This window comes from Phenylobacterium sp., from assembly GCF_030679875.1.
Classification (GTDB): domain Bacteria; phylum Pseudomonadota; class Alphaproteobacteria; order Caulobacterales; family Caulobacteraceae; genus Phenylobacterium.
Map to the genome: position 1 here is coordinate 72,447 of NZ_JAUXSP010000008.1, position 24,895 is coordinate 97,341.

The window sequence follows — 24,895 nt, forward strand, 5'->3', positions numbered from 1 at the left end:
GATCAAGAGGCGGTCGGCGCGCGTTGCGCCCAAGTCGCATAAGGAGCTTCCATGAGCACCGTCACCGTCACCGATGACTCCTTCGAAAAAGACGTGCTGCAGGCAAAAGGCCCGGTCCTGGTGGACTTCTGGGCCGAGTGGTGCGGCCCCTGCAAGCAGATCGCCCCGGCCCTGGAGCAGATCTCAGAAGACCTGGCCGGCCAGGTCACCATCGCCAAGCTGAACATCGAAGACAGCCCCACCACCCCCTCGCGCTACGGCGTCCGCGGCATCCCGACCATGATGCTGTTCAAGGACGGCCAGATGTCGTCCATGAAGGTCGGCGCCATGCCCAAGCAGAAGATCCTGGAATGGCTCTCCGAAGCAGGCGTCCAGCCGGCGGCGTAGGGCTGTCGGGCTGAGGCCTGAGAGATTGCAGGAAGGGGTCGGCGAGAGCCGGCCCTTTTTCGTTGGCGCAGGGGACGGCTGTGCGCCAGAGGCGCCCATTAACCTGAATGCGAAAAGCGGGCGTCCGCGGAGCAGAGCGCACCGACTGCCCTGCGCCAGTTAGCTCCGGCGCCAAGATGTGGGGCGCGTCTCCACTGGCGCGACAGCACCATTTAACGCAACATCGCGCTATGACGGGCGAGAAAATTCTGGAAGAGGTCGCCGCCAGGGGCTGGTTGCTCCTAGATCAGTCGTATCACCCAGCGTTGACCCAACTGATCGGGGCTACCGCCCCGCAAAGAACAGCCGGCGTCCCACCGACCGACCTCCGCCCTGCCGATCAGGCGGAAGCAAGACCTAATTCCATGTCTGCGCAGGTTGGCCTGTCAGAACAACCCATGCACACTGATGGCGCGTTCAACGCTGTTCCACCGCGCTTGCTAATCTTCGAGTGCCTGAATCCAGGAGAAGGCCCATGTCCCACGCGTTTGTGGGCGCTTGACTGGAAGCGCCTCACGAGTGAGCGCCCCGTTGCAATTTCCGGTGCCACCTGGCTCGTTCGACCGGGCCTACAACAGGCCTTCTACTCGCAGGTCCTCTCATGCCGTTCCGATGGCGGTGGATGGGTCCGCTTTGATCCGTGCTGTATGACGCCAAAGACGAACGGGGTGAACGCCGACCAGACTTTGGCCGCGCTACGGCGGTATGCGACGGCTACCGAAGTCAATTGGTCGACAGGCGACATCTTGCTGATCGACAATTGGCGTTGCCTGCACGGCAGAGCAGAGGCGGCGTGCGCACCCTCGCGGGTGCTCCGCAGGTGGCAGTTGGGGGAAGACGTTGGACTGGGCGGCTGACACTCTCTACGCGAAGGCGCGTCTCTACGTGGGTAGGGCTCAAGATGAGCCGATTGCATCGCCCCTGTTCGGCTTTTGGACCAGCTTGGCTCTCGAGCTGCTTTGCAGAGCGGCACTCGCCCGCATCCACCCGGTGCTCCTGGCGGACCCCACATCTGAGGGGAATATCCAGTACGCCTTCGGATTCAACCCAAAGAGTAATCCGCGCTCAGTTCACGCAAAGACAGTGTTTGCGCGATGCTCGGTCTTTGTGGATGGATTCACGGATCAGATGTCGGCGCATTGCTTGATCATGGCGGATCGGCGCAATGCTGAGCTGCACTCAGGAGCGGCGGCCTTCGAGGTCGTCGATAACTCGCTTTGGCTTCCTCTAACCTACGAAGTTGCCGAGGTGCTGCTCAAGCACCTCGGCAGAGATTTCGATGATTTCTTAGGCGGTCATGCGCCCACCGCGGAAGCCATGCTTGCGGATCGGCAGAGCACTAGGAAGAAGGAAGTTAACGACCGAATCGCTGCTGCCAGAAAACTGTTCGGGGATCAGACTTCGGAAGAGCAAGAGGCCCTAGTTGATTCGGCGCGGACACGGCTAGAGCTATGGGCAAGGACGAAGGCCCTCCGGCGTATCTGCACCTGTCCGGCGTGCGGCTCTCCCGCCGCGATGGCGGGGGAAAGCCTCACCCGAGGTCCGGTACGAGTTGACGAAGATGCAGGAGCAATCCTCCAAGAGGTGCGTGTTCTTCCAAACCGCATGTTGTGCACGGTCTGCCGTCTTGATTTGAAGGGCTTCCAAGAACTGCACGAAGCAGGGTTAGGTGCGATTTACACCGCCGAGGAGGAGCAGGACCCTATCGAGTTTTTTGGAATCGTTCCGGAAGAACATGTCGACGTGGACGAACTCATCCGTGAACGGCAAGAAGAAGAGTGGGGCTACCAGAACGAATAGCGGCGTTCAGCATAGATCGCCGACTTCACCAACCTCCTATCGCCTCGCCACCCCGCCCCCACTTGCACACGCCCCCCATTCCGCGCACGACTCCGCCCAACAACACACGCCCCCCGGGAGGAGCCGACCATGAAGACCCGCATCACTGAACTGCTCGGCGTGGAGCATCCGATCGTGCAGGGGGGCATGCACTATGTGGGCTTCGCCGAGATGGCTGCGGCGGTGTCCAATGCGGGCGGGCTTGGCATCATCACCGGTCTGACCCAGGGGACGCCGGAGAAGCTGACCGCCGAGATCGCCCGGTGCCGGGGGATGACCGACAAGCCGTTCGGGGTGAACCTGACCTTCCTGCCCTCGGTCACGCCGCCGGACTATCCGGGCTTTGTCGAGGCCATCGTCAAGTCGGGCGTCAAGGTCGTCGAGACGGCGGGCAACAATCCGCAGAAGTACCTGCCGGCCCTGAAAGAGGCGGGCATCAAGGTGATCCACAAGTGCACCGCCGTGCGCCACGCGGTGAAGGCCCAGGCCATCGGCTGCGACGCGGTCAGCGTCGACGGCTTTGAATGCGGCGGCCATCCGGGCGAGGACGACGTGCCGAACTTCATCCTGCTGCCCCGGGCGGCCGAAGAGCTGGAGATCCCCTTCCTGGCCTCGGGCGGCATGGCCGATGGGCGATCGCTGGCCGCCGCGCTCTGCCTGGGCGCCGACGGGATCAATATGGGCACCCGCTTCATCGCCACCCAGGAAGCGCCGGTGCACCCCAATGTGAAGCAGGCCCTGGTGGAGGCCAGCGAGCTCGACACCCGGCTGATCATGCGGCCCCTGCGCAATACCGAGCGGGTGCTGGTGAACGCCGGGGTGGAGCGCCTGCTGGCCAAGGAGAAGGAGATGGGGGCCGCCATCACCTTCGCCGATATCGCCCCGGAAGTGGCGGGCGTCTATCCGGCCATCATGCGCGACGGGCAGATGGACGCCGGCGGCTGGTCCTGCGGCATGGTCGCAGGGCTCATCCACGACATCCCGACGGTGAAGGACCTGATCGACAAGATCATGGTCGACGCCGAGGCCATCCTGCGCCGGCGCGTGGGGCAGTTCGAGCTGGCCTGAGGGCGGCGCGGGCGCGGGTCCTTTTCGATGAATCCTTTCCGCGCCCGGCACGTTCTTGAGGGTCAGGAGATGACCCATGGCTGAGACCCTAGAGATTTCGCGCCGCTACAGCGTTCACGCCCATCAGGATGAGCGCCATCCGGTGCGGATCGTCGAGGAGGCCTCGTTTGAGGCCGCCGCCATCGCCTATGTGGAGGACTTCCATCCGCCGGCCGACGCGGACGGCGAGATCCAGGTGTTGGTCTGCGACCTGGCCAGCGGGCATGAGCACTGTTTCCGCATCGACCTCGACAGCGGCGAGGCGGAGCCCTGCGGCTAGGGTGATGGGGGTCTTGAGAGCGGCCGCCGCGCCGCCGCAACATGCCAGGCCTTATCTTCGGCCAGCATATGGGCGACGGTGGCGTGGCGTGGCGTGGCGTGCCGTGATCCTGGCCGCGACCCGCCGTTATCGCTTTCAGAGACGAAGCTGTTCAGGAGCCGGATATGCTCAAGGGAACTTGTCATTGCGGACAGTCGCACTGGACGCTGGAGGGCGATCCAGGCTCGGCGACCGCCTGCAACTGCACCCTGTGCCGACGCTACGGCGCCCTGTGGGCCTATGACTATGAGGACGAACGGATCTCGCTCGACGGTCCGACCTCTTCCTACAGGCGGCCGGACGAGGAGGATCCTGGGCTGGAAATTCTCTTCTGCGCCTCATGCGGCTGCATGCTCAGCTGGCGTGGCCTTCGCCTCAGGCCCGACGGCCGGCGCCGGATGGCCGTCAATCTGCGGCTAGCGCCGCCCGAGGCGGTGGCTCACGTGCCGATCAGAAGTTTCGATGGCCTCGATACCTTTGAAGACCTTCCGCCGACCGGCCGCTGCGTTCGCGATCTCTGGGCCTAGTCCGCCGCCCGCGTTTAACCGCCTAGCCGCCGTCCGCGTCGACGACGATGGCCACGGTCTTGCCCCGGGACAGGGGCTCCCAGCCGGCGTCGATGGCCGAGGCGATGGCCCGGGCGACGAGGTCTGTGGGAATGTGCGCGGGCTGCAGCTGCGGGGCGCCGAACTTGCGCTGGGGACCGGGGGGAAACTCGACCACGGCCTCACGCTGGCCCTCCTGGTGACGCACGGCGATGGCCATGCCCCGCCACTCGGCCGCGTCGCTGGACCACTGGGGCTGGCGTTGCAGCCGCCAGACATAGGGGTCGCCGTCCACGGTGATCGGGAATTCAGGGTTTTGCTTGGTGCGCGCCATGGCAAGGCCTTAGCCCGATCAGGGGACGCAGACCACCCCGTGGCGTTTGGGGGCCGGCCCCTACCGGGGCCAGGTCTCCGGATCCATGGCCAGGACCTCGCCAGCGAAGTGCAGGCCCCCGCAGATCAGGATGTGCGGCGCCGGACCCTCCAGGGCCAGGGCGGCAGCCAGGGCCGAGGTCACATCGACGGCGGTCTGCGCCTCCAAGCCCGCGGCCCGGGCCGCCGCGGCGATCTCCTCGGCCGGGGCGGCGTTGGCCGAATCGAAACTGGTGGCCACGACCCGGGGCGCAAGCTCGGCGAAGGGCGCGAAGAAGCCCTGGGCGTCCTTGCGAGCGAACATGGCGGCGATCAGCACCACGGGCCGGGGGTCGCGGGCGCTCAGCCTGGCCAGCGCCTGGGCGAGGGCTGCGCCGGCATGGGGATTGTGGCCGCCGTCGAGCCACAGCACCGCCCCGCGCTCAGCGGCCATCTGTCCGAGCGCGCCATCGCGCAGCCGCTGGAAGCGGGCCGGCCATTGCGCCGTCGCCACGCCGCGTGCCATGGCGTCTTCGTCGATCCGTGGGTCGCCGAGGGTCAGAAGGGCGCAGACGGCCAGGCCGGCATTGTCGAACTGGTGGGCCCCGAACAAGGACGGCGGCGGCAGGTCGAGGAGCTGTTCCCCCCACTGCACCAGCAGGCGGCCATCGGCCTCCCAGGCGTCAGCGTCGGCCCCGATCAGGGTCATGGGGGCGGCAAGGGTCTGGGCCTCCGCCTCTATGACGGCCAGGGCCTCGTCCATCTGGCGGGCGACCACCACCGGGCGGCCGGCCTTGATGATTCCGGCCTTCTCCCAGGCGATCTTGGACAGCTCCGGTCCCAGCATCTCCAGATGATCATAGTCCACCGGGGTGATGACGCTGAGCGCCGGCGCCTCAAAGATGTTGGTGGCGTCGAACCGGCCGCCGAGGCCCACCTCGATCAGGCAGAGGTCGGCGGGCGTCTGGGCGAAGGCCTGCAGGGCCAGCACCGTGGTGATCTCGAAGAAACTGATCGGCTCCCCGGCGTTGGCGGCCTCAACCTCAGCGATCAACGCCTCCAGCCGTTCATCGGTGACCAGTTCCCCGGCCACCCGGATCCGCTCGGCGAAGCGGACCAGATGCGGCGAGGTCAGGACATGGACCCGCAGGCCGGCCGCCTCGGCCATGGCGCGCATATAGGCCACGGTCGAGCCCTTGCCATTGGTGCCGGCCACATGGATCACCGGCGGCAGACGGCGCTCGGGATGACCCAGCACCGCCAGCAGGCGCTCCACCCGTCCGGTGGTCAGGTCGATCAGGCTGGGGTGGTTGGCGCGCAGCCGCGCGATCACCGCGTCTGAGGCCCGGATCGGATCATACATGGCGGGGGCTCGGGCGGCGGGGCCGTTGAAGGAGGGGTGGCGTCAGGCGGCGCGGGAACGGGCGCGTCCCAGCATCAGGGTCTTGAGGATGGAGCCCAGCATGGCCGGCAGGTCCGGTCGGCTGACCACCCGGTCGACCATGCCCCGCTCGGCCAGAAACTCCGAGCGCTGGAAGCCGGGGGGCAGGATCTCGCGGATGGTCTGCTCGATCACCCGACGACCCGAAAACGCGATCATGGCGTTGGGCTCGGCCAAGTGGACATCGCCCAGCATGGCGTAGGAGGCGGTCACCCCCCCAGACGTCGGGTCAGTCAGCACGACGACATAGGGCAGGCCCGCGGCCCGAAGTTCGTTCACCGCCAGCGTGGTGCGGGTCATCTGCATCAAGGACAGCGTCCCCTCCTGCATCCGCGCTCCGCCCGAGGCGGTGAAGATGACGAAGGGGCATTGCCGGGCGATGGCCTCATGGGCGGCCTTGATGAAGGTCTCGCCCGCCGCCATGCCCAGGGAGCCGCCCATGAAGGCGAAGTCCTGCACCACGACGACCGCTTCCTGGCCCTGGATCTTGCCGACGCCGATGGCCATGGCGTCGTGCTCGCCGGTGCTCTTGCGGGCGGCCTTCAGCCGCTCCCCATAGGGCCGGTCATCGGGGAATTTCAGCGGGTCTTCGGTCACATGGGGGGTGGCGATCCGCTCGACCTCGCCGTCGTCAAAGGTGATCTTCAGCCGGTCCTTGGCGCCGATGCGCATGTGGTGGCCCGAGGGCGTCACCCACAGGGCGGCCTCCAGATCGGGCCGATAGATCATCTCGCCGGTGTCGGGGCACTTGACCCAGAGGTTCTCCGGCGTCTCGCGCTTGACGAAGGCGTTACGAATGCCCGGCGCGATCCGGGACAGCCAGCCGCCCTGAGACCCCTGAGGACGGGCGGGGGGACGGGCGGGCTTTTCGTTCTTCTGATCTGCCATCGCTGTGGGTCTAGGCCGGAAGGGAAGGGGTGCGGGCCAGGCGGACAGCCTTAGCCAGGGATTGAACTTTGGAAAGCACCTTGGCGGTCACGTCTTCGTTGCGCTCCAGGGCATGGGCCACCTCATCCACCAGGACCGAACCGACCACGGCGGCGTCGGCCACCATGGCGATGGCGCCTGCGCGCTCAGGGGTGCGGATGCCGAAACCGACCGCCACGGGCAGGCCGGAAGCGGCGCGGATGCGGGCGACGGCCGGGCGCACAGCCTCGGCGTCGGCCTCCTTGGCGCCGGTCACCCCGGTCACCGAGACGTAGTAGACAAAGCCCGAGGTCCGCCGCAGCACCACCGGCAGGCGCTTGTCGTCCGTGGTCGGGGTAGCCAGCCGGATCAGGGAGATGTCGGCGGCGTCCAGGGCGTCGGCCAGGGGATCGGCCTCTTCCGGCGGGCAGTCGACGACGATCAGGCCATCGATCCCGGCTGCGGATGCGGCCTGGGCGAAGGCCTCGAACCCCCAGGTCACCAGCGGGTTCAGATAGCCCATCAGGATCAGGGGCGTGGTGTCGTCGCCCTGGCGGAATTCCGCCGCCAGATCCAGCACGCCCTTCAGGGTCATGCCGTCCTTCAGAGCCCGCTGGGCGGCCTTCTGGATCGGCGGGCCCTCGGCCATGGGATCGGAGAAGGGAAAGCCCAGCTCGATCAGGTCGGCGCCTGCGCCGGGCAGGCCCTTGAGAATCTCCAGCGCCGTGGCGCGGTTCGGATCGCCGGCCATCACATAGGCGATGAAGGCGGCGCGGTCCTGCGCCTTCAGGGCCGCAAACCGCGCATCGATACGGGATTTCATCAGATGGTGCGTCCCAGATGGTCGGCCACGGTGGCCACGTCCTTATCGCCTCGGCCCGACAGGTTCATCACCACCACGCCGCCCTTGCCCACGTCGCGGGCGATATCAGGCAGACGGGCGATGGCGTGGGCGGACTCCAACGCCGGAATAATGCCTTCCAGCTCGGCGCAGAGCTTGAAGGCGTCCAAGGCCTCGAGGTCCGTGGCGGTCAGATACTGGGCCCGGCCGACATCGTGCAGCCAGGAGTGCTCTGGGCCGATGCCGGGGTAGTCCAGGCCGGCCGAAATCGAGTGAGCCTCGGTGATCTGGCCTTCGGCGTCCTGCAGCAGATAGGTCTTATTGCCGTGCAGAACGCCGGGGCGGCCCCCATTGATGGCCGCGGCGTGGCGATCGGTGCCCATGCCGTCGCCCGCCGCCTCGACCCCGATGATCCGCACCGACTCATCGTTCAGGAACGGATGGAAGGTGCCAATCGCGTTGGAGCCGCCGCCGACACAGGCGACCACGGCGTCCGGCAGGCGACCCTCGGCCTCCAGGATCTGCTCGCGGATCTCCCGACCCATGATCGCCTGGAAGTCGCGGACCATCATCGGATAGGGATGCGGACCGGCCGCCGAACCGATCAGGTAATAGGTGTCCTCCACATTCGTGACCCAGTCGCGGAGGGCCTCGTTCATGGCGTCCTTCAGCGTCGAGGCGCCGCTGGTCACCGGGGTGACCTCGGCGCCGAGCAGATTCATGCGGAAAACGTTGGGCCGCTGCCGGGCCACGTCGACCGCGCCCATATAGACCACACACGGCAGGCCAAAGCGGGCGCAGACCGTGGCTGTGGCCACCCCGTGCTGACCGGCGCCCGTCTCGGCGATGATGCGGGTCTTGCCCATCTTCCGGGCCAGCAGAATCTGGCCGATGCAGTTGTTGATCTTGTGCGCGCCGGTGTGATTCAGGTCCTCGCGCTTGAAATAGATCTTGGCCCCGCCGAAGTGGTCGGTCAGGCGTTCGGCGAAATAGAGCGGCGAGGGCCGGCCCACATAGTGGGTCAACAGGCCATTGAGCTCGGCCTGGAAGGCGACGTCCTCGCGGCTCGCCAGATAGGCGGCCTCAAGGTCCAGCACCAGCGGCATCAGGGTCTCGGCCACGTAGCGGCCGCCGAACTGGCCGAACCGCCCGTTGGCGTCGGGATAGGCGGCGAAATCGTTGGGCGTCGCGGGCGGCGCCGGGGGGTGCGTCGGGGCGTTCATCGTCTTGCGCGTCCTTGCAAATTGCTCGTCATGCGCGGCGCACGGCGTCCAGAAAGGCCGTGATCAAGGCCGGGTCCTTTAGTCCGGGACCGCGCTCCACGCCAGAGGAAACGTCCACCGCGGGGGCACCGGACAGGCTGACCGCCTCGGCCACATTCCACGGATCAAGACCACCGGCCAGGAACCAGGGGCGGGAAAACCGGCGACCAGACAGCAGGGTCCAGTCGAAGCGCGCGCCGACGCCCCCAGGCAGGGCGGCATCCTTGGGCGGACGCCCCTCGAACATCAGATGATCGGCGGCGCCCTCATAGGCGCCGACGCCGGTGAGGTCGCCAGCTTCCGATACGGGGATCACCTTGATGGTCCGCGCCCCTGTCCGCTGGCCGATGGCGGCCACCCGGGCGGGGGGCTCTGCGCCGTGCAGCTGGATCAGGTCCGGGCGCAGGTGGGTCATGATCTGATCGATCAGCGCGTCGGAGGGATCGACGCTGACCGCCACCACCTGGGCCTGTCCCCGCACGGGCGCGGTCAAGGCGCCGGCCGCCTCAGGGGTGATGTCGCGGGGGCTGGCCGGGAAGAAGATGAACCCCAGATAGGCCGCTTTGCCGTCCAGGGCGGCGGTGACCGCCTGCGGCGTGGACAGACCACAGATCTTGGAGGCGATGCGAGGGGCGCTCATGTCCCGTCGATTAGGGGATGGAAGCCCTTGTCCGCAAGGCGCCGCGGGAATTCAGGGCGCCGGGGGCGCGGCGGCCCGAGCCTCGTTTTGCGCCCGGAGCTGATCGCGGATTTCCATCAGCAGCACCTCGGTCGGCGAAGGCGCCGGCTGGGCCTCCGGGGGCTTTTCAGCCTCCTTGCGGCGCATGGCGTTGACCAGCTTGACCAGCATGAACACGGCCCAGGCCACGATGACGAACTGGATCACCGTATTGATGAAGGCGCCGTACTGGATGGCCACCAGTTCGACCGCCTCGGTGGCGGGGTCGTCGGGGCGCAAGACCCATCGCAGGCGGGAGAAGTCTACGCCGCCCGTCAGCAGTCCGATCGGCGGCATGATGATCTGATCGACCAGGCTCTTCACGATGGCGTTGAAAGAGGCGCCGATGATGACGCCGACAGCCAGGTCGATGACATTGCCGCGGGAAATGAACTCGCGGAATTCCGAGACGATGCTCACGCCAGAGATCCTCAGGTGTGGGGGAAGGCCAAGGGCTGCGGCGCCCGCCGATCAGTCGGCGTTCAGGCGCTCGCGCAGTTCCTTGCCGCTCTTGAAGAAAGGGACGTGCTTGGCGCGGACGTCCACAGGCTCGCCGGTGCGGGGATTGCGGCCGGAACGGGCGTCTCTCGCCCTGACCGACAGGGCGCCAAAGCCCCTCAGCTCGACGCGGCCGCCCTCTTCCAGGGCCACAATCATCTGCTCCAGGACCACGCCCACCACCCGCTCGATATCGCGTTGGGTCAGGTGGGGGTTTTCCTCAGCCAGACGGGCGATCAGTTCGGATTTGATCATCGCACTTTCCGCAGGTTCGGCGCGGACCATGGGCGAGTCCCTGAGGATGATCAAGGCTGTATGCGGAGCGCGCCTAAGACTTCACGCGTCGCCGCCACGAAAAAGCCCCGTCCGGATATCCGGACGGGGCTTTCCCTAGACTACAGTCTCAAGGCCGGGACGATCAGTCCTTGGGCTGGCCTTTTTCCCGCAGGGCCGCGCCCAGGATGTCGCCGAGGGACGCGCCGGAGTCCGACGAGCCGAACTGCTCGATGGCCACCTTTTCCTCGGCCATTTCCAGGGCCTTGATCGACAGCGAGAGGCGACGGGCGCCCTTGTCGACATTGGCCACCTGCGCATCGACGCGGTCGCCGACGGCGAAACGCTCGGGGCGCTGGTCGGCCCGGTCCCGGGACAGGTCGGACTTGCGGATGAAGGCCGTCATCGGGGCTTCATCATCGCCCAGACGCACTTCGATACCGCCCGTGGTGACCTCGGTGACCGTGACGGTCACGGTCTGGCCCTTGCGGTAGGCGTCGCCAGCCATCGGGTCGCCGCCCAGCTGCTTGATGCCAAGCGAGATACGCTCCTTCTCGACATCGACGTCCAGGACCTGAGCCTTGACCATCTCGCCCTTCTGATAGCGCGTGATGACTTCCTCGCCCGGCGCGGTCCAGTCCAGGTCGGACAGGTGCACCATGCCGTCGATGTCGTTGTCCAGGCCGATGAACAGGCCGAACTCGGTGGCGTTCTTGACTTCGCCCTCGACGGTGGAGCCGACTGGATGGGTTTCCAGGAAGGCGTCCCAGGGATTGGCCATGGCCTGCTTCAGGCCCAGCGAAACGCGACGCTTGGACGGATCGACGTCCAGGACGACCACTTCCACTTCCTGAGAGGTGGAGACGATCTTGCCCGGATGGACGTTCTTCTTGGTCCAGGACATCTCGGACACGTGGACCAGGCCCTCGACGCCAGCTTCCAGCTCCACGAAGGCGCCGTAGTCGGTGATGTTGGTGATCCGGCCGGTGAACTTCGCGCCGACGGGGTACTTGGCTTCCACGCCGTCCCAGGGGTCGGACTGGAGCTGCTTCATGCCGAGCGAGATGCGCTGGGTGTCGGGGTTGATCTTGACGATCTGCACCTTGACCGTGTCGCCCACCGCCAGCACCTGGCTCGGATGGTTGACGCGCTTCCAGCTCATGTCGGTGACGTGCAGCAGGCCATCGATGCCGCCCAGGTCCACGAACGCGCCGTAATCGGTGATGTTCTTGACCACGCCTTCGCGGACTTCGCCTTCCTGCAGCTGGGCCACCAGCTCGGTGCGCTGCTCGGCGCGGGCTTCTTCCAGGATGGCGCGACGCGACACGACGATGTTGCCGCGGGGACGGTCCATCTTGAGGATGGCGAAGGGCTGGTCCTTGCCCATGAGCGGGCCGACGTCGCGCACGGGGCGGATGTCGACCTGGCTGCCCGGCAGGAAGGCCGAGGCGCCGCCGAGATCGACGGTGAAGCCGCCCTTCACGCGGCCGACGATGGAGCCCATGACCGGCTCATTGAGGGCGTAGACGCCTTCCAGACGGGTCCAGGCCTCTTCGCGACGGGCCTTGTCGCGGCTGATGACCGCTTCGCCCATGGCGTTCTCGACCCGCTCGAGGAAGACCTCGACGGTGTCGCCCACGGCGATGGTCGCCTTGGAGTCGTCTTCGCCGCCGAATTCCTTCAGCAGGACGCGGCCCTCGGTCTTGAGGCCCACATCGATGATGGCGAAGTCTTTCTCGATGCCCACCACCAGGCCCTTGACCACGGTGCCTTCCATGAAGTCACGGCCGCCAAGCGACTCGTCGAGGAGGGCGGCGAAGTCGTCGCGGGAGGGGGAGAGGCTCATATCGTCAGCCATAGTGCTCTTTCGTTCGAATTGACGTCGGGGCCCTGGCCGCGCGCGGTCTCAGGGACGGAGTCCTGACGTCAGGTTAGGGGTTGCAACCGAAACGTGAGGCGAGCCTCACGGGATGAAATCGCCCGCAGCCGTGCGAGGGAAAGGCGCGGTTGGATTTGCTCGGCCAGTCTTCCAGATCAGGGAGTCTCTTCCGGATCAGGGAGTCTGGCGGGCGCGCGCCGCCTCGACGATACGGCGGGCCGCATCGGTGGCTTGGTCTATAGTCATTTCCGAGGTGTCCAGCAAGACGGCGTCGTCCGCCGGCGCCATGGGGGCAGTGGCGCGGCCAGAGTCCCGTTCGTCGCGCACATGGATATCAGCCAGGATTTCCTCCAGGCTGACCGTCTCCCCCTGTCCCGTCAGCTGGCGCCAGCGCCGTTCGGCCCGAACCTCCGGTCTGGCGGTCACGTAGAGCTTGGCCCCCGCTCCTGGGCAGATCACCGTGCCCATGTCGCGGCCATCCAGCACCGCCCCGCCCGGCTGGCCGGCGAAGTCCCGCTGCAGGGCCAGCAGCACCTGGCGGACCTGGGGATGGACGGCCACGCGGCTGGCGGCCTCCCCCGCGGCGCGGGTGCGGAAGGCGTCATTGTCCAGGGCGTCGGGACGCAGGGCCTGGGCCACGGCGGCGGCGGCGGCTTCGTCGCCAAGGTCGCCTCCGTCCTGTTGCAGAAGCACGCCCACGGCCCGGTAGAGCAGGCCTGAATCCAGCACCGGCAAGCCATAGACCCGACCAAGGCCCGCCGCGATCGTCCCCTTGCCGGAGGCGGCGGGTCCATCGACGGTGATCACCGCAGATCCGCTCATGCGGCTTCGTGTTCCACGGCCTGGATCTGGCCGCCCAGACCGCTCATCATCTCGACGAAGCCTGGAAAGCTGGTGGCGATCATGCCCGGCTCGTCGACCATGACCGGCGCCTCAGCGGCGAGCCCGAGCACCAGGTGCGACATGGCGATGCGGTGGTCCCCATGGGTGGTGACCCGAGCGCCGCCGGCCACTGGATGGTTGGCCCGCACGGTCCCGTTGACGATCAGCCCCTCGGGCTCTTCTTCCACGCTGACCCCGCAGGCGGCGAGGCCTGTGGCGGTGAGCGCGATGCGGTCGCTTTCCTTGACCCGCATCTCACCAATGCCGCGCATGATCGTCTGGCCCTCGGCGAAGGCCGCCGCGATGGCGAGGATCGGATATTCGTCGATCATGGCCGGCGCGCGCTCCGGCGGCACCACGACGCCACGCAGGGCCGAGTGACGGGCCGTGACGTCGCCCACCTGATCGCCGCCCTCTTCGCGGACATTGGCGATCGTCAGGTCCGCTCCCATTTCCTGAAGAGTCAGGAACAGGGCCGCCCGAAGGGGGTTGAGCAGCACCCCGTCGACCGTCACCTCCGAGCCAGGCGTGATCAGGGCCGCCACCAGGGGGAAGGCCGCCGAGGACGGATCTCCCGGCACCGCCACGCTCGCGCCACTCAGGGCCTGGCCGCCGGGCACGGTGATCCGCCGCGCGCCATCGGCCATCAGCTCGACCTCGACCTGGGCGCCAAAGGCCCGCAGCATCCGCTCGGTATGATCCCGCGTCGCCTCAGGCTCGATCACCTGGGCGCCGCCGGCGCCGTGCAGACCGGCCAGCAGCACCGCCGACTTCACCTGGGCCGAGGGCTCGGGCAGGCGGTAGGCGATGGTCTTCAGATTTCCGCCCTGCAGGGTGAGCGGAAGGCGGCCCCCCGACCGGGCGATCCAGGTCGCGCCCATCTCCCCCAGGGGCTTGAGCACCCGGTTCATAGGCCGGCCCCGCAGGGAGGCGTCGCCGGTGAAGGTGGCGCAAAGATCAAACCCCGCCGCGGCGCCCATGATCAGGCGCACCCCGGTGCCGGCGTTGCCGCAGTCGATCACGTCGAGGGGTTCGGAAAAGCCGCCTCGCCCTTCGACACGCCAACGGCCGTCGCCCAGCCGCTCGACGCCGGCGCCGAAGGCGGCCATGGCCTGGGCCGTCCGTTTGACGTCCTCGCCCTCCAGAAGGCCCGTAATGTCAGTGGTCCCGCTGGCCATCGCGCCGAGGATCAGGGCGCGATGGGAAATGGACTTGTCGCCGGGGGCGCGCACACGGCCCCGCAACGGGCCGCCGCGGGTCGCGGTCAGTCCAGCCGCCGTGATGGAAATGGACGCCTCCTCAAGGCCTTGGGTTTGTCCGAGGGGCTTTGCTTTTGACAGCCGCCCTGGCCCGTGGCAAGGGAGCCGGCTTCCTACAAACCGCTCTTTAGGGGATCGCCCACGTGGCAAATCCAGAGTTGGGCGCCAAGCAGGTTTGCCCAAACTGCCAGGCCAAGTTCTACGACCTGACCAAGCGTCCGGCTGTGTGCCCCAAGTGCCAGACCGAGTTTGATCCTGACGAGGCGGTCAAGAACCGCCGCGTCCGGGGCCGCGCGCCGGCGCCCGAGCCCGAGGCCGAGGCCGAAGATCAGGTCAAGGCCCGCAGCGAGGACGACGAGGACGAGGACGACGAAGTCAGCGCGCCCGAGATCGACGAGATCGAAGATCCCGCCGTCGAGGATGACGAGGATGAGGACGCCGAACCCGTCGAACGCGTCGCCAAGAAGAAGTCCCCCGACGCTGATCTGGCCGGCTTCAGCGACGAAGACGACCTGGAGGATGACGACGACGAGGCCGTGCCCTTCCTCGAGGAAGAGGACGAGGACTTCGACGACGGCGACATCGAGGGAATCCCCGAACCCGACGAAGATTGAGGTCCCGGCGACAAGCCCTGAAAATGGTGCTTGATCGCCGTCAGACCTTTGACTAGGTTCCGCGCCTCTTCGGGAGGGCAAGCCCGCCCGAAGAACCCAGGACCTGGGGCTATAGCTCAGCTGGTAGAGCGCTTGAATGGCATTCAAGAGGTCAGCGGTTCGACTCCGCTTAGCTCCACCATGGAGGCCCGCAGTTAACGCTGCGGGCCTTCGCCTTTTTCCGGGGCGCCCGGGCCTCGTAGGTGCGGGGAAAGAGCCGACTTCAGGACGCGTTGCCGGAGACCGCCTCAGTTCCGCGGAGGTATCCGCGAGTCAGGTAAGCGATCCCCACAATCGAGGCGGCGAACAACAGGAGGAGCGAGGCTCCAGCGTTGGCGACCAAGGCTGCTGGCTCTTTGTAATGATCAGCCAGGACGCTCAGCGCCCACGAGGCGGCCGCGTATGGGGTCACGATCAGGATGACGCCCAGGTAGAACCTGCCTCCCACCACGCGGAAGCCCCGCATCGAGGCCGCCATCCCCTTCTCCGCAGCGCCGAGGGCGACCGCGGGGAGGATCGGCGCGAGCGAGCTGATCAGAACGAAGACCGTAAGTCCGGCGACTCCCTCAAGGCCATAGAGCTGCCACGGCGCCGCAGCGGGAAGCTGCGCCTGTAACCAGGGTCCCAGTTGACCGAAGGATTGAAAGATCACGCCGGCGACAACCAAGCGCCAAGCCCAGCCCCAGAGCGCCCTGCCAGGGAAGGCCGTGAATCTCGGCTCGTGCTTCGAGGCGGTGAAACGCGCCCACTGAATCATCGCGACAAGCAGAATGATGAAGGACACCCAGTCCAACAAAACGAGCAGGATTATCAGCGCCAAGCCTTGGTTGAGATCCGCAGGATCGTTCCAGATGTCCATGATGGGAAGCATCGCCACCGCGCAGAACAGGATGAACCACGGGCCGACTACGCGAAGGAGCGCCGCCCGGTGGTCGCCTATTTCCGCCAACACGGCCTTGACCTCGCCGTCAGGGCTGAAGGTTGGTGGCTCCCGTTTCGCCATTGCGCGCCCACCACCTGCCGCTAAGGCGGCGACGTTCCGCTCCACGAGATCGATGATGAACGGAACGCTGATCACGAAAGCCCCGGCGAGGGTCAGGAAACCAGTCGCCATCCCACCGAGCTTCGGATCAAGCAGAGGAGATGACAGGCTGACCAAGAGAACAATCAGGCCGATAGCGATCGTAGCGATCCCGATGGCGATGACGCTGCGCCGGTGGCGTAGAAGAAGCTGGCGTACCGCTGGCGCATAAATAGCGGCGGCGACCGCCATCGACCCAGCGACCGCCCAGACCTGAGTGCGGTCGCCGGGCGGCGCGAAGGCGAGCATAGCCACCAACGCCCCTGCCATCACGACGGCGAGCCGAGCGTATTTCTTGTCCAAGTTGCGCCCCCGACCCTTGCACGCGAAGCTGCACCATAGCTAGCCCGGCTGCAATCGTGCCGGGACTCGCCGGCATGAGGGGCCCGGCTCCGCGTTGAGGGCCTTCCGGTGGCGCCGGCAGGCCTTCGCCTTCGCAGCCACCCCTGGTCTTCCTCGGTGGTCGGCAGCACCACCACAGCCATGGTGCGGGCCGGCAAGGTCCCGGTGCTGCTGTTCCGCTGATCCCTGGTGCGAGCGACGGACGCCGTCGGATATTGAAACCTCGCTCCTGCATCGCCAGATAATCGTCAACCGGAAGACTCGCGCCGACATCACGGGCGGGGCTTTCGGGGAGTCGCTTTCTGATGAGGACTCGAGGACAGATGACCCGGACGATCGTATTCGACAGCCCGTTTCTGCTCGGCTTTGAGCACACCCGCGCCCGCATCGAGCGGGCCGCCAAGGCCGCCGCCGAAGCCTATCCGCCTTACAATGTGGAAGACTGCGGCGATGGGCGCCTCCGCATCACCCTGGCCGTCGCCGGCTTCACGCCGGACCAGCTGCATGTGAATGTGGAAGACCGCCAGCTGGTCATCGCCGGGGCGCGCAAGGACGAGGCCGGCAAGGACGAGGACGCCTATCTGCACCGGGGCATCGCCGCCCGGGGCTTTCTGCGCACCTTCGTCCTGGCCGACGGCATGGTGGTTGAGGGCGCGACCCTTGAGCACGGCCTGTTGCACATTGATCTCGCCCGGCCCGAGCCCGAGACCATCATCAAGCGCATCCCCATCCGGACAGCGGGCTGACCTGAAAACGCCCGCTCCGGCCCTTAAATCATCGACCGGCCTGATGGGCGGTCGAGCAGACGTCTGGCCTTCGGCTGAACCGGCGGACGCCCGGCGCGTTGCGAACCTGTGGAGGTGGTCATCATGACACCGATCTTGTCGATTGAAGCTTTCGCCGCTCTGGGCGCCCCGGACCTTGTCTATGTTCGCCCGGTCAAGGCGGCCGAAATCCTGGCCGCCGTACCGATCCAGGGCGAATCCATGCATCTGGACCTGGACCCGGAGCACACTTTTTACGCGGTCCACCGGGCCGACGGCGAACGCCTTGCCGTCCTCACGGACCGCAATGCGGCCATGGCCGCAGCGCTGGCGCACGAACTGGCGCCCGTGTCGGTCCACTGACGTCTGACTTCAAACCCTGGCCATCGATCCCAGCAGCGAGACGGCAGGCGCCCGCCGGTTCAGGCCGCGGAGGGCGCTGACTCCTGCACCAGAAGCGCGTGCAGGGCGTCGGGGGTGCGGGCTTGGCGCAGATGCTCGCGCAGATCGGGGCTGCGCAACATGCGGGATACACGGGCCAGGGCCCGCAGGTGCTCGGTCCCCGCCTCGGGCGGGGCCAGAAGGGCGAAGACGAGGTCGGCCGGCTGATCGTCGATGGAGTCGAACGCGACCGGCTGCTCGATTCTCAGGAAGAGGCCCCGAATGCGGTCCAGGCCCTCGATACGCGCGTGCGGCACGGCCACCCCATGGCCAATCCCTGTTGAGCCGGCCTGCTCTCGCTCACTGAGCGCGTCCAGGACGACGCTCGCCTCCAGATCGAAGTTGCGCGCCGCCAATTCGGCAAGGTGAGCCAGAATCTGGCGCTTGTCGGTGGCGCTTACGCGCAACGCAATGGCGCCGCGATCAAGGATGTCGCCGATCTGCATGCTTGCTTCGGAAGGCCTGTTCTACGGGTCCGAACCTGCACGGTTCGCGGCGACGGAAGCCCCTCAAGGCCGCCCTCAGGCGGCCCCGTTGGAGCCCTTACCGCTCACCGGCTTGGTGCGCTCGGGATCAATCCAGCCGATATTCCCATCGGGCCGGCGATATACCACGGACAAACCGCCATGCGCGGCGTTCCTGAACACGATTGTTTGAGCGCCGGTCATATCCAGCTCAAGCACCGCCATGGAAACCGTCATTTCGCCGATAGGGCGCTCGGTCTCGGCGATGACCATGGCCGCCGGAGCGCCTTCCACGCCGGGGCTGGCGTCTTCGTCCCAATCGGGTTCGTCCTCGCCCTCGGGGGTGCGGAGCACGAAATAGGCGGCGGTCTCAGCCTGTTTGGCCAGGGCCTGCTGGTGATGATCCTTCAGCCTGCGCTTGTAGCGCCGGACCCGGGTCTCGATTTTCTGCAGGGCGGAGTCAAAGGCCGTGTGCGCGTCGGCCCCCGTACCATGGCTCTGGAGCTGCTGCCCCGTGGCCAGGGTCAGGGCGCAATCCACCTTGAAGGTGTAGCCCTCGCGACTGACGACAACATCAGCGCCGCCGCCTGCGCGGTCGATATATTTGCCAATGCTGTTGGTGAGTTCGTCGGTGACCCGCAACCGCAGGGCCTCTCCGACATCGACGTGTTTGCCGGTGACTTGAACTTGCATAAGCCCATCAACGCCCCTGTCGGGGGTTGGTGTCAAGTGCGTCAGAATCCGCTCACCGCCGCCACGAAAAGCCTGTGGATAACGCCTGCGGCCAAGGCCAGCACCCCAAGGCTGATCGCCGTCACCACATAGCCCGCGAGGGCGAGGACCCCGTCTCGCTGGACCAGGGCCAGGGCGAACAGACTGATCGCCACGGCCGGCAGCAGGTTGCCCAGGGGCAGGGGCAGCATCAGCACGAAGGCGAGGATCGTACACGCCAGGCCGATCAGCCGGTCGCCAACCGGGCCAAACAGGAAGGTCAGCCGCGCGCTGGAGATAAGCTCGACCTGCTCCACCCAGGGGACGAGCTTCAGGAACGCTCCACGCAGCGGCCCCATGTCCAGGCGCTGGCGGCGCAGGCGGGCCGGCATCCAGGGACTGGCCACCCCCAGGGCCAGCTGCGGCGCAAACAGCAGCAGGGGCGCCCCAAGGAAGGTCGAGGATCCCGGCGGCAGCGGCAGCAGATTGGGGGCGGCGAACAGAAACAGCAGCGCGCCGAAAGCCCGCGGGCCGAACCGGGCGATCAGGGCGCCGAAGTCTTCAGCCTCATGGGTCTGGTCGCAGAGATCCCGCAGGATCTCCGAGAGGCTCATCCGACGTTCCTGCCCAGCGGCGCCTGCGGTCATGGGCGGCAGGGTATGGCCGTCCCGGCCCAGCTTCGCAATGCGCCCACTTCGCAATCCGCCCAAGTCGCGGCGCATTCGGGCCAACCGGCGCTTTACAGCCGTGCGTCGAGGGCTTATCGGGGCCGAATGCTGCACTACGCCGCCATGACCATGATTATGAAAACCACTGCGCTCGCGGGCGCAGGGGTCTGGTCCTGGCTGCCCGCAGCCGACTGACGATCCCTGCTTGACCCCGCCGGAAGGATGGGGTCGGCCAAGGAAAAGCCAGCCTCCCTCCGGCCAGACTCCGGAGGCTCCCATGCCGCAATCCCTCGCAACGTCCCTGGCCCGTCCGGCGCCAGCCCCCAGCGCTGCACACCGCCCCCTGACCGTGGCTATTGTCGGCGCCACCGGGGCTGTGGGCGCCGAGCTGATCGGCTGCCTGGAGCGCCGCGCCTTTCCCGTGGGCGAACTCCGGCTGCTGGCCTCCGCCCGCTCCGCGGGCAAGACCCTGACCTTCCGCGGCGCGCCCGTCACGGTCCAGGCCCTGGACGAGGCGAGCTTCGCAGGCGTCGACATCGCCTTCTTCTCGGCCGGCGCCAGCCTGTCGCGGCGCTATGGCCCGGTGGCCGTCGCCGCCGGGGCCTGGGTGGTGGACAATTCCTCAGCCTTTCGGATGGACGCCGACACGCCCCTGGTGGTTCCTGAGGTCAATGCCTGGCGACTGGACGAGGCCGCCGGCCGCCTGGTGGCCAATCCCAACTGCGTGGCCGCGATCGCCGCAGTCGCGCTGGCGCCCCTGCACGCCCGGCGGCTGATCGTACGGCTGGTGGGCTCCACCTATCAGGCCGCCTCTGGCGCGGGGGCGGCCGCCATGGCCGAGCTCCGCGACTCCACGGCGGCGGCCCTGGCGGGCGAAGCCTATCCGCCCCAGGTCCTGGCCCATCCCTACGCCTTCAACCTGTTCAGCCACGACGCGGCGATCGATCCGGAGACCGGCTACAATGGGGAAGAGCTCAAGGTCATGGCCGAACTGCGACGTCTGCTGGGGGCCTCCGATCTGCCGGCCAGCTTCACCTGCATCCGCGTACCCGTGCTCCGGGCCCACGCCATGGCCCTGACCGTCCGCTTCGCCGAACCGGTCAGCGTCGAGGAGGCGCGCAGCTGGTTGAGCGAGGCGCCCGGCGTGCGCCTGGTGGACGACCGGGGGGCCAATCACTTCCCCATGCCCGGCGAGGCCTCTGGTCGGGACGATGTGTTGGTGGGCCGGATCCGCACAGACCTGTCAGACCCGTCGGGTCGAAGCCTGTCCCTGTTCATCGCCGGTGATCAACTGCTGAAGGGCGCGGCGCTCAACGCCGTCCAGATCGCGGAGTCGCTCGTGGAGGCCGGCCGGCTCTAGACAGCTTCCTTCATCGCCCGCCGACGTTCGACCGACGAGGGAATCCGCATGGCTTCCCGGTACTTGGCCACCGTCCGGCGGGCGATATCGACCCCGCCCGTCTTGAGGATTTCGACGATCTGGTCGTCGGAGTGGACGCCAGCGCCCTGAGCCTCGGCGTCGATCATCTGCTTGATCTTGTGGCGGACGCTCTCAGCCGAATGGGCTTCGCCCCCAGACGACGAGGCGATCGAGGAGGTGAAGAAGAACTTCAGCTCAAACAGCCCCCGGGGCGTGGCGATGTACTTGTTGGAGGTCACCCGGCTGACCGTGGATTCATGCATGCCGATGGCCTCGGCCACGGTCTTCAGATTCAGGGGACGCAGGTGCTCGACCCCATAGGCCAGGAAGCCGTCCTGCTGGCGCACGATCTCGCTGGAGACCTTGAGGATGGTCTTGGCCCGCTGATCCAGGCTGCGCACCAGCCAGTTGGCCGTGGCCAGGCAGTCAGCGACAAAGGTCTTTTCCTGATCTGAGCGCGCGCCACCCGACACCCGGGCGTGATAGCGCTGGTCCACCAGCAGGCGCGGCAGGGTGTCGCTGTTGAGTTCCACCAGCCACAGGCCCCCCGGACCTTCGCGAACGAACACGTCGGGAGAAACGGGCTGGCTTGGCTCGCCGCCGAAGGCTGCGCCGGGGCGAGGCGTAAGCGCGCGGAGCTCGGCGAGCATCTCGCGCAGATCCTCGTCGTCAACACCACAGACCCGCTTCAGGCTCGCCATGTCCCGGCGGGCCAGAAGGTCGAGATTGTCCAGCAGGGCCGACATGGCCGGATCGCAGCGATCGCGTTCGATCAGCTGCAGCCTCAGGCACTCGGCCACGTCCCGGGCGAAGACGCCGGTGGGCTCAAGTCCCTGCAAGCGGCCGAGCACGGCGTCCACAAGGGCCAGATCACACCCCAGGCGCTCGGCGGTTTCAGACAGCTCCAGGCGCAGGTATCCGCCCTCGTCCACCCCGTCGATGAGCACGGCGGCCACGGCGGCCTCCGGGGGGGTGAACCCCAGCAAGGCGGCCTGGTCGGTCAGGAATTCTGCGAGGCTCTTTTCATGGGCGGCCAGGCCATCGAGGCCATCTCCGTCGCCCTCGAAGGTTCCGCCCTTGCCGGCCTTCGACCAGTCGATGGCGCCGCCAGCCTCGCCAGCTTCGCCACCGTCCCCCATGGCTCGCTCGCCGGGGGAGACGTCGTCGTGAACCGCGTCCATGTCGCTATGGGCCGATCCGGCCGCCACCTCGTCCAGGGCGGCCTCGGCTCGGGCCTCGCCGGCGGTCTCGGCGACCTCGGGGGCCGGCTCAGCCTCCCCCTCGTCCCGCGCCAGCAGGGGATTGCGCTCCAGCTCACCCTCGACATAGGCCTCCAGCTCAAGGTTCGACAGCTGCAGCAGCTTGATGGCCTGCTGCAGCTGGGGCGTGATGACCAGCCCCTGTCCCTGACGGATCTCGAGTCGCGCGCTGAGCGCCAAGGTTCAGCCCTCCTGGCCTGCTTCTTGCTGGCAAGGCTAGACGGCCATCCCACACCGATTGGTTAACTCCAGGACCACCGCGACGATTCAGGTCGGCGGTTTCGGCCGATGGTCCACTCGTGCTAGGCGAAACCCCTCAGAACACGCCATCCATAAGGGAAGACGCCCATGTCAGATTCTGCGCCCCTGCGCCCCGAAACCCTGGTCATCCACGCCGGCGCGACGCCTGATCCAGTGACAAAGGCCCGGGTCACGCCGATTTATCAGACCACCTCCTACGTGTTCGACGATTCCGACCACGCCGCGGCCCTGTTCAACCTGGAAGCCGCCGGCAACATCTATTCCCGGCTGGGCAACCCCACCTCTGCCGTTCTGGAGGCCCGACTGGCGACCCTGGAGGGCGGCGTCGCGGCCCTGGCCGTAGCCAGCGGCCATGCCGCCCAGCTTCTCGTCTTCCACACCCTGATGGAGCCGGGCTGCAACATCGTCGCCTCCCGCAAGCTCTATGGCGGCTCGATCACCCAGCTAAGCCAGAGCTTCAAGCGGATGGGTTGGGGCGTCACCTTCGTCGAGGAACTGGAGCCGGAGGCCTTCGCCCGGGCGATCAACGACAAGACCCGGGCCGTCTTCATCGAATCCATCGCCAATCCCGGCGGGGTGGTGATGGACATCGCCGGCATCGCGCAGGTCGCCCATGCCGCCGGCGTGCCCCTGGTGGTCGATAACACGCTCGCCACCCCCTATCTCTGCCGGCCGCTGGACCACGGCGCCGACATCATCGTCCATTCCCTGACCAAGTTCCTCGGCGGGCACGGCAACTCCATCGGCGGCGCCATCATCGACGGCGGCAAGTTCGACTGGACCAGCGGCCGGTGGCCGAACCTGAGCGCCCCCAATCCCAGCTATCATGGCAAGGTGTTCACTGAGGCCTTTGGTCCGGCCGCCTTCGTCGTCGCCTGCCGGGCGCTTGGCCTGCGGGACTTAGGACCCGCTATCTCGCCGTTCAACGCCTTCATGATCCTGACCGGCATCGAGACCCTGGCGCTGCGGATGGAGCGTCACTGCGCCAACGCCCAGGTGGTCGCCGAGTGGCTGAAGGCCCACCCCAAGGTCGCCTGGGTCTCCTATGCGGGCCTCGCCGGCGATCCCAGCCACGAGCGGGCCAAACGCTATGCCCCCAAGGGCGCCGGCGCAGTGTTCACCTTCGGCCTCAAGGACGGCTACGCCGCGGGGGTCAAGCTGGTCGGGGCGGTGAAGCTGTTCTCCCACCTGGCCAATATCGGCGACACCCGCAGCCTGATCATCCATCCGGCCTCGACCACCCACCGCCAGCTGGAAGAGGCCGACCAGATTGCTGCGGGCGCAGGCCCAGACGTGGTGCGGCTCTCGGTGGGGCTGGAGCACGTGGACGACATCATCGCCGACCTGAACCAGGCCCTGGCCGGGCTTTGAGTTAAAAGGGACTTCACCCACGCCGTCACCCTCGGGCTTGGCCCGAGGGTCCATGCGCACAGGCCGTCGCCGGTGTTCATGGATGGTCGGATCAAGTCCGACCGTGACGGAGGAGGGGGATGGTCGTGGGGGTGAGCGGCTGCCCTTATGCCCCGAAGCTGTCGCCCAGATAGACCCGCCGGACTTCCGGGTTCTCGATGATCTCGGCTGGCGAGCCCTCGAACAGCAGCTCACCGGCATGGATGATCGAGGCCCGGTCGATGATGTCCAAGGTCTCGCGGACATTGTGATCGGTGATCAGAATGCCGATCCCCCGGGCCTTCAGATAGGTGATGACCTCGCGGATATCGGCGATGGCCAGGGGGTCGATGCCGGCGAACGGCTCGTCCAGCAGCATGAAGGACGGCTCGCTGGCCAGGGCGCGGGCGATCTCGACCCGGCGACGCTCGCCGCCGGAGAGCGAGATGGCCGGGGCGTCGCGCAGATGCTCGATGTGCAGCTCTTCCAGCAGCTGGTTGACGGTGGCCCGCGCCCGGGCGCCGTCGCGCTCGCGCAGCTCGACCACCGCCATCACATTCTGGGCCACGGTCATGCCGCGGAAAATCGAGGTCTCCTGGGGCAGATAGCCCAGACCCATCCGGGCGCGCTGATACATGGGCTGGGCGGTGATGTTCTCGCCATCCAGATAGATGGCCCCGTAGTCGGCGGCGATCAGGCCGGTGATCATGTAGAAACAGGTGGTCTTGCCCGCGCCGTTGGGGCCCAGCAGTCCCGCCACCTCGCCCCGGGCCAGGCGGAGGGAGACGCCCTTCACCACCGGTCGGCCGCGATAGGACTTGCCAATATTGTCGACCACCAGGCCTTCACCGGGAAGGACGCCCTGCGCAACCGCCGCCTGGGGTTTGTCGAGCACG

The 24,895-nt window shown here is 67.2% G+C and carries 28 protein-coding genes and 1 tRNA gene; 12 read left to right on the forward strand and 17 right to left on the reverse strand.

Going from position 1 to position 24,895, the window contains the following annotated elements; all coding sequences use genetic code 11:
• Positions 1-51: 51 nt before the first annotated feature.
• The 6 genes from trxA (at position 52) to Q8K84_RS05125 (ending at position 4,218) form a co-directional block, all read left to right on the forward strand.
• The gene (gene trxA / locus Q8K84_RS05105; protein WP_305281460.1) at positions 52-387 is read left to right on the forward strand and encodes a thioredoxin; all 336 of its coding nucleotides are present in this window, start codon (positions 52-54) and stop codon (positions 385-387) included.
• A 686-nt stretch (positions 388-1,073) separates the two neighbouring features.
• Positions 1,074-1,283 (forward strand): TauD/TfdA family dioxygenase, encoded by a 210-nt coding sequence (locus tag Q8K84_RS17380; protein WP_370867835.1) that lies wholly within the window; start codon positions 1,074-1,076, stop codon positions 1,281-1,283.
• Positions 1,267-2,226, forward strand: coding sequence for a hypothetical protein (locus tag Q8K84_RS05110; protein ID WP_305281461.1), 960 nt, complete (start codon positions 1,267-1,269; stop codon positions 2,224-2,226). Before Q8K84_RS17380 ends, Q8K84_RS05110 begins: the two co-directional genes overlap by 17 nt.
• Before the next feature lie 129 nt (positions 2,227-2,355).
• On the forward strand, positions 2,356-3,333 hold the full coding sequence (locus tag Q8K84_RS05115) for a nitronate monooxygenase family protein (protein ID WP_305281463.1): 978 nt from the start codon (positions 2,356-2,358) through the stop codon (positions 3,331-3,333).
• Between the two features lie 76 nt (positions 3,334-3,409).
• Positions 3,410-3,652 (forward strand): DUF5961 family protein, encoded by a 243-nt coding sequence (locus Q8K84_RS05120; protein ID WP_305281465.1) that lies wholly within the window; start codon positions 3,410-3,412, stop codon positions 3,650-3,652.
• Positions 3,653-3,816: 164 nt separating this feature from the next.
• Positions 3,817-4,218, forward strand: coding sequence for a GFA family protein (locus Q8K84_RS05125; protein ID WP_305281467.1), 402 nt, complete (start codon positions 3,817-3,819; stop codon positions 4,216-4,218).
• A gap of 22 nt (positions 4,219-4,240) precedes the next feature.
• Here the strand turns inward: Q8K84_RS05125 and Q8K84_RS05130 are convergent, their stop codons facing one another.
• The 11 genes from Q8K84_RS05130 to aroA form a co-directional block, all read right to left on the reverse strand.
• Positions 4,241-4,570: a hypothetical protein gene (locus Q8K84_RS05130; RefSeq protein WP_305281468.1), complete on the reverse strand. Its 330-nt coding sequence runs from the start codon at positions 4,568-4,570 to the stop codon at positions 4,241-4,243.
• A 60-nt stretch (positions 4,571-4,630) separates the two neighbouring features.
• Positions 4,631-5,950, reverse strand: coding sequence for a folylpolyglutamate synthase/dihydrofolate synthase family protein (locus Q8K84_RS05135; protein ID WP_305281470.1), 1,320 nt, complete (start codon positions 5,948-5,950; stop codon positions 4,631-4,633).
• Between the two features lie 42 nt (positions 5,951-5,992).
• Positions 5,993-6,916: an acetyl-CoA carboxylase, carboxyltransferase subunit beta gene (gene accD, locus Q8K84_RS05140; RefSeq protein ID WP_305281472.1), complete on the reverse strand. Its 924-nt coding sequence runs from the start codon at positions 6,914-6,916 to the stop codon at positions 5,993-5,995.
• A 10-nt stretch (positions 6,917-6,926) separates the two neighbouring features.
• Positions 6,927-7,760, reverse strand: coding sequence for a tryptophan synthase subunit alpha (gene trpA / locus Q8K84_RS05145; protein WP_305281564.1), 834 nt, complete (start codon positions 7,758-7,760; stop codon positions 6,927-6,929).
• Complete coding sequence (trpB, locus tag Q8K84_RS05150) at positions 7,757-8,998, reverse strand: tryptophan synthase subunit beta (protein ID WP_305281474.1); 1,242 nt, start codon at positions 8,996-8,998, stop codon at positions 7,757-7,759. The genes trpA and trpB overlap by 4 nt, the downstream gene beginning before the upstream one ends.
• Positions 8,999-9,026: 28 nt before the next feature.
• Complete coding sequence (locus Q8K84_RS05155) at positions 9,027-9,677, reverse strand: phosphoribosylanthranilate isomerase (protein WP_305281475.1); 651 nt, start codon at positions 9,675-9,677, stop codon at positions 9,027-9,029.
• Positions 9,678-9,728: 51 nt separating this feature from the next.
• On the reverse strand, positions 9,729-10,175 hold the full coding sequence (gene mscL, locus Q8K84_RS05160; RefSeq protein WP_305281476.1) for a large-conductance mechanosensitive channel protein MscL: 447 nt from the start codon (positions 10,173-10,175) through the stop codon (positions 9,729-9,731).
• Positions 10,176-10,226: 51 nt separating this feature from the next.
• Positions 10,227-10,508: an integration host factor subunit beta gene (locus tag Q8K84_RS05165; protein ID WP_304753884.1), complete on the reverse strand. Its 282-nt coding sequence runs from the start codon at positions 10,506-10,508 to the stop codon at positions 10,227-10,229.
• 163 nt (positions 10,509-10,671) lie between these two features.
• Entirely contained in the window at positions 10,672-12,384 is a 1,713-nt protein-coding gene (gene rpsA / locus Q8K84_RS05170) for a 30S ribosomal protein S1 (protein WP_305281478.1), read from the reverse strand.
• 195 nt (positions 12,385-12,579) lie between these two features.
• Positions 12,580-13,227 carry a (d)CMP kinase gene (gene cmk / locus Q8K84_RS05175; protein ID WP_305281480.1) on the reverse strand — a complete coding sequence of 216 codons (648 nt, stop codon included), beginning with the start codon at positions 13,225-13,227 and terminating at the stop codon, positions 12,580-12,582.
• Positions 13,224-14,570 (reverse strand): 3-phosphoshikimate 1-carboxyvinyltransferase, encoded by a 1,347-nt coding sequence (gene aroA / locus Q8K84_RS05180; RefSeq protein WP_305281565.1) that lies wholly within the window; start codon positions 14,568-14,570, stop codon positions 13,224-13,226. The genes cmk and aroA overlap by 4 nt, the downstream gene beginning before the upstream one ends.
• Positions 14,571-14,689: 119 nt before the next feature.
• Here aroA and Q8K84_RS05185 point away from each other — a divergent pair, with 119 nt between their 5' ends.
• Entirely contained in the window at positions 14,690-15,160 is a 471-nt protein-coding gene (locus Q8K84_RS05185) for a TIGR02300 family protein (protein ID WP_305281481.1), read from the forward strand.
• Between the two features lie 105 nt (positions 15,161-15,265).
• A tRNA-Ala gene (locus tag Q8K84_RS05190) sits at positions 15,266-15,341 on the forward strand.
• Between the two features lie 81 nt (positions 15,342-15,422).
• Here Q8K84_RS05190 and Q8K84_RS05195 read toward each other — a convergent pair.
• Complete coding sequence (locus tag Q8K84_RS05195) at positions 15,423-16,583, reverse strand: hypothetical protein (RefSeq protein ID WP_305281482.1); 1,161 nt, start codon at positions 16,581-16,583, stop codon at positions 15,423-15,425.
• A gap of 362 nt (positions 16,584-16,945) precedes the next feature.
• Here Q8K84_RS05195 and Q8K84_RS05200 point away from each other — a divergent pair, with 362 nt between their 5' ends.
• The gene (locus Q8K84_RS05200; RefSeq protein ID WP_305281483.1) at positions 16,946-17,368 is read left to right on the forward strand and encodes an Hsp20 family protein; all 423 of its coding nucleotides are present in this window, start codon (positions 16,946-16,948) and stop codon (positions 17,366-17,368) included.
• A 123-nt stretch (positions 17,369-17,491) separates the two neighbouring features.
• Positions 17,492-17,749 (forward strand): DUF1150 family protein, encoded by a 258-nt coding sequence (locus Q8K84_RS05205; RefSeq protein ID WP_305281484.1) that lies wholly within the window; start codon positions 17,492-17,494, stop codon positions 17,747-17,749.
• Positions 17,750-17,808: 59 nt separating this feature from the next.
• Here the strand turns inward: Q8K84_RS05205 and Q8K84_RS05210 are convergent, their stop codons facing one another.
• The 3 genes from Q8K84_RS05210 to Q8K84_RS05220 form a co-directional block, all read right to left on the reverse strand.
• A complete protein-coding gene (locus tag Q8K84_RS05210; protein ID WP_305281485.1) occupies positions 17,809-18,273 on the reverse strand; it encodes a PTS sugar transporter subunit IIA in 465 nt (154 codons plus the stop codon).
• Positions 18,274-18,348: 75 nt separating this feature from the next.
• Entirely contained in the window at positions 18,349-18,984 is a 636-nt protein-coding gene (gene hpf / locus Q8K84_RS05215) for a ribosome hibernation-promoting factor, HPF/YfiA family (protein WP_305281486.1), read from the reverse strand.
• A 41-nt stretch (positions 18,985-19,025) separates the two neighbouring features.
• Positions 19,026-19,616: an exopolysaccharide biosynthesis protein gene (locus Q8K84_RS05220; protein WP_305281487.1), complete on the reverse strand. Its 591-nt coding sequence runs from the start codon at positions 19,614-19,616 to the stop codon at positions 19,026-19,028.
• Between the two features lie 331 nt (positions 19,617-19,947).
• Here Q8K84_RS05220 and Q8K84_RS05225 point away from each other — a divergent pair, with 331 nt between their 5' ends.
• Positions 19,948-21,030, forward strand: a complete 1,083-nt coding sequence (locus tag Q8K84_RS05225; protein WP_305281488.1) for an aspartate-semialdehyde dehydrogenase — start codon at positions 19,948-19,950, stop codon at positions 21,028-21,030.
• On the opposite strand, the gene rpoN is transcribed toward Q8K84_RS05225, so the two are convergent.
• Positions 21,027-22,529 carry an RNA polymerase factor sigma-54 gene (gene rpoN, locus Q8K84_RS05230; RefSeq protein ID WP_305281489.1) on the reverse strand — a complete coding sequence of 501 codons (1,503 nt, stop codon included), beginning with the start codon at positions 22,527-22,529 and terminating at the stop codon, positions 21,027-21,029. The genes Q8K84_RS05225 and rpoN overlap by 4 nt on opposite strands.
• 168 nt (positions 22,530-22,697) lie before the next feature.
• On the opposite strand from rpoN, the gene Q8K84_RS05235 reads away from it, so the two are divergent.
• A complete protein-coding gene (locus tag Q8K84_RS05235) occupies positions 22,698-23,981 on the forward strand; it encodes an O-acetylhomoserine aminocarboxypropyltransferase (RefSeq protein WP_305281490.1) in 1,284 nt (427 codons plus the stop codon).
• A 145-nt stretch (positions 23,982-24,126) separates the two neighbouring features.
• Here the strand turns inward: Q8K84_RS05235 and lptB are convergent, their stop codons facing one another.
• A complete protein-coding gene (gene lptB, locus Q8K84_RS05240; RefSeq protein WP_305281491.1) occupies positions 24,127-24,894 on the reverse strand; it encodes an LPS export ABC transporter ATP-binding protein in 768 nt (255 codons plus the stop codon).
• Between the last annotated feature and the right edge of the window lies 1 nt (position 24,895).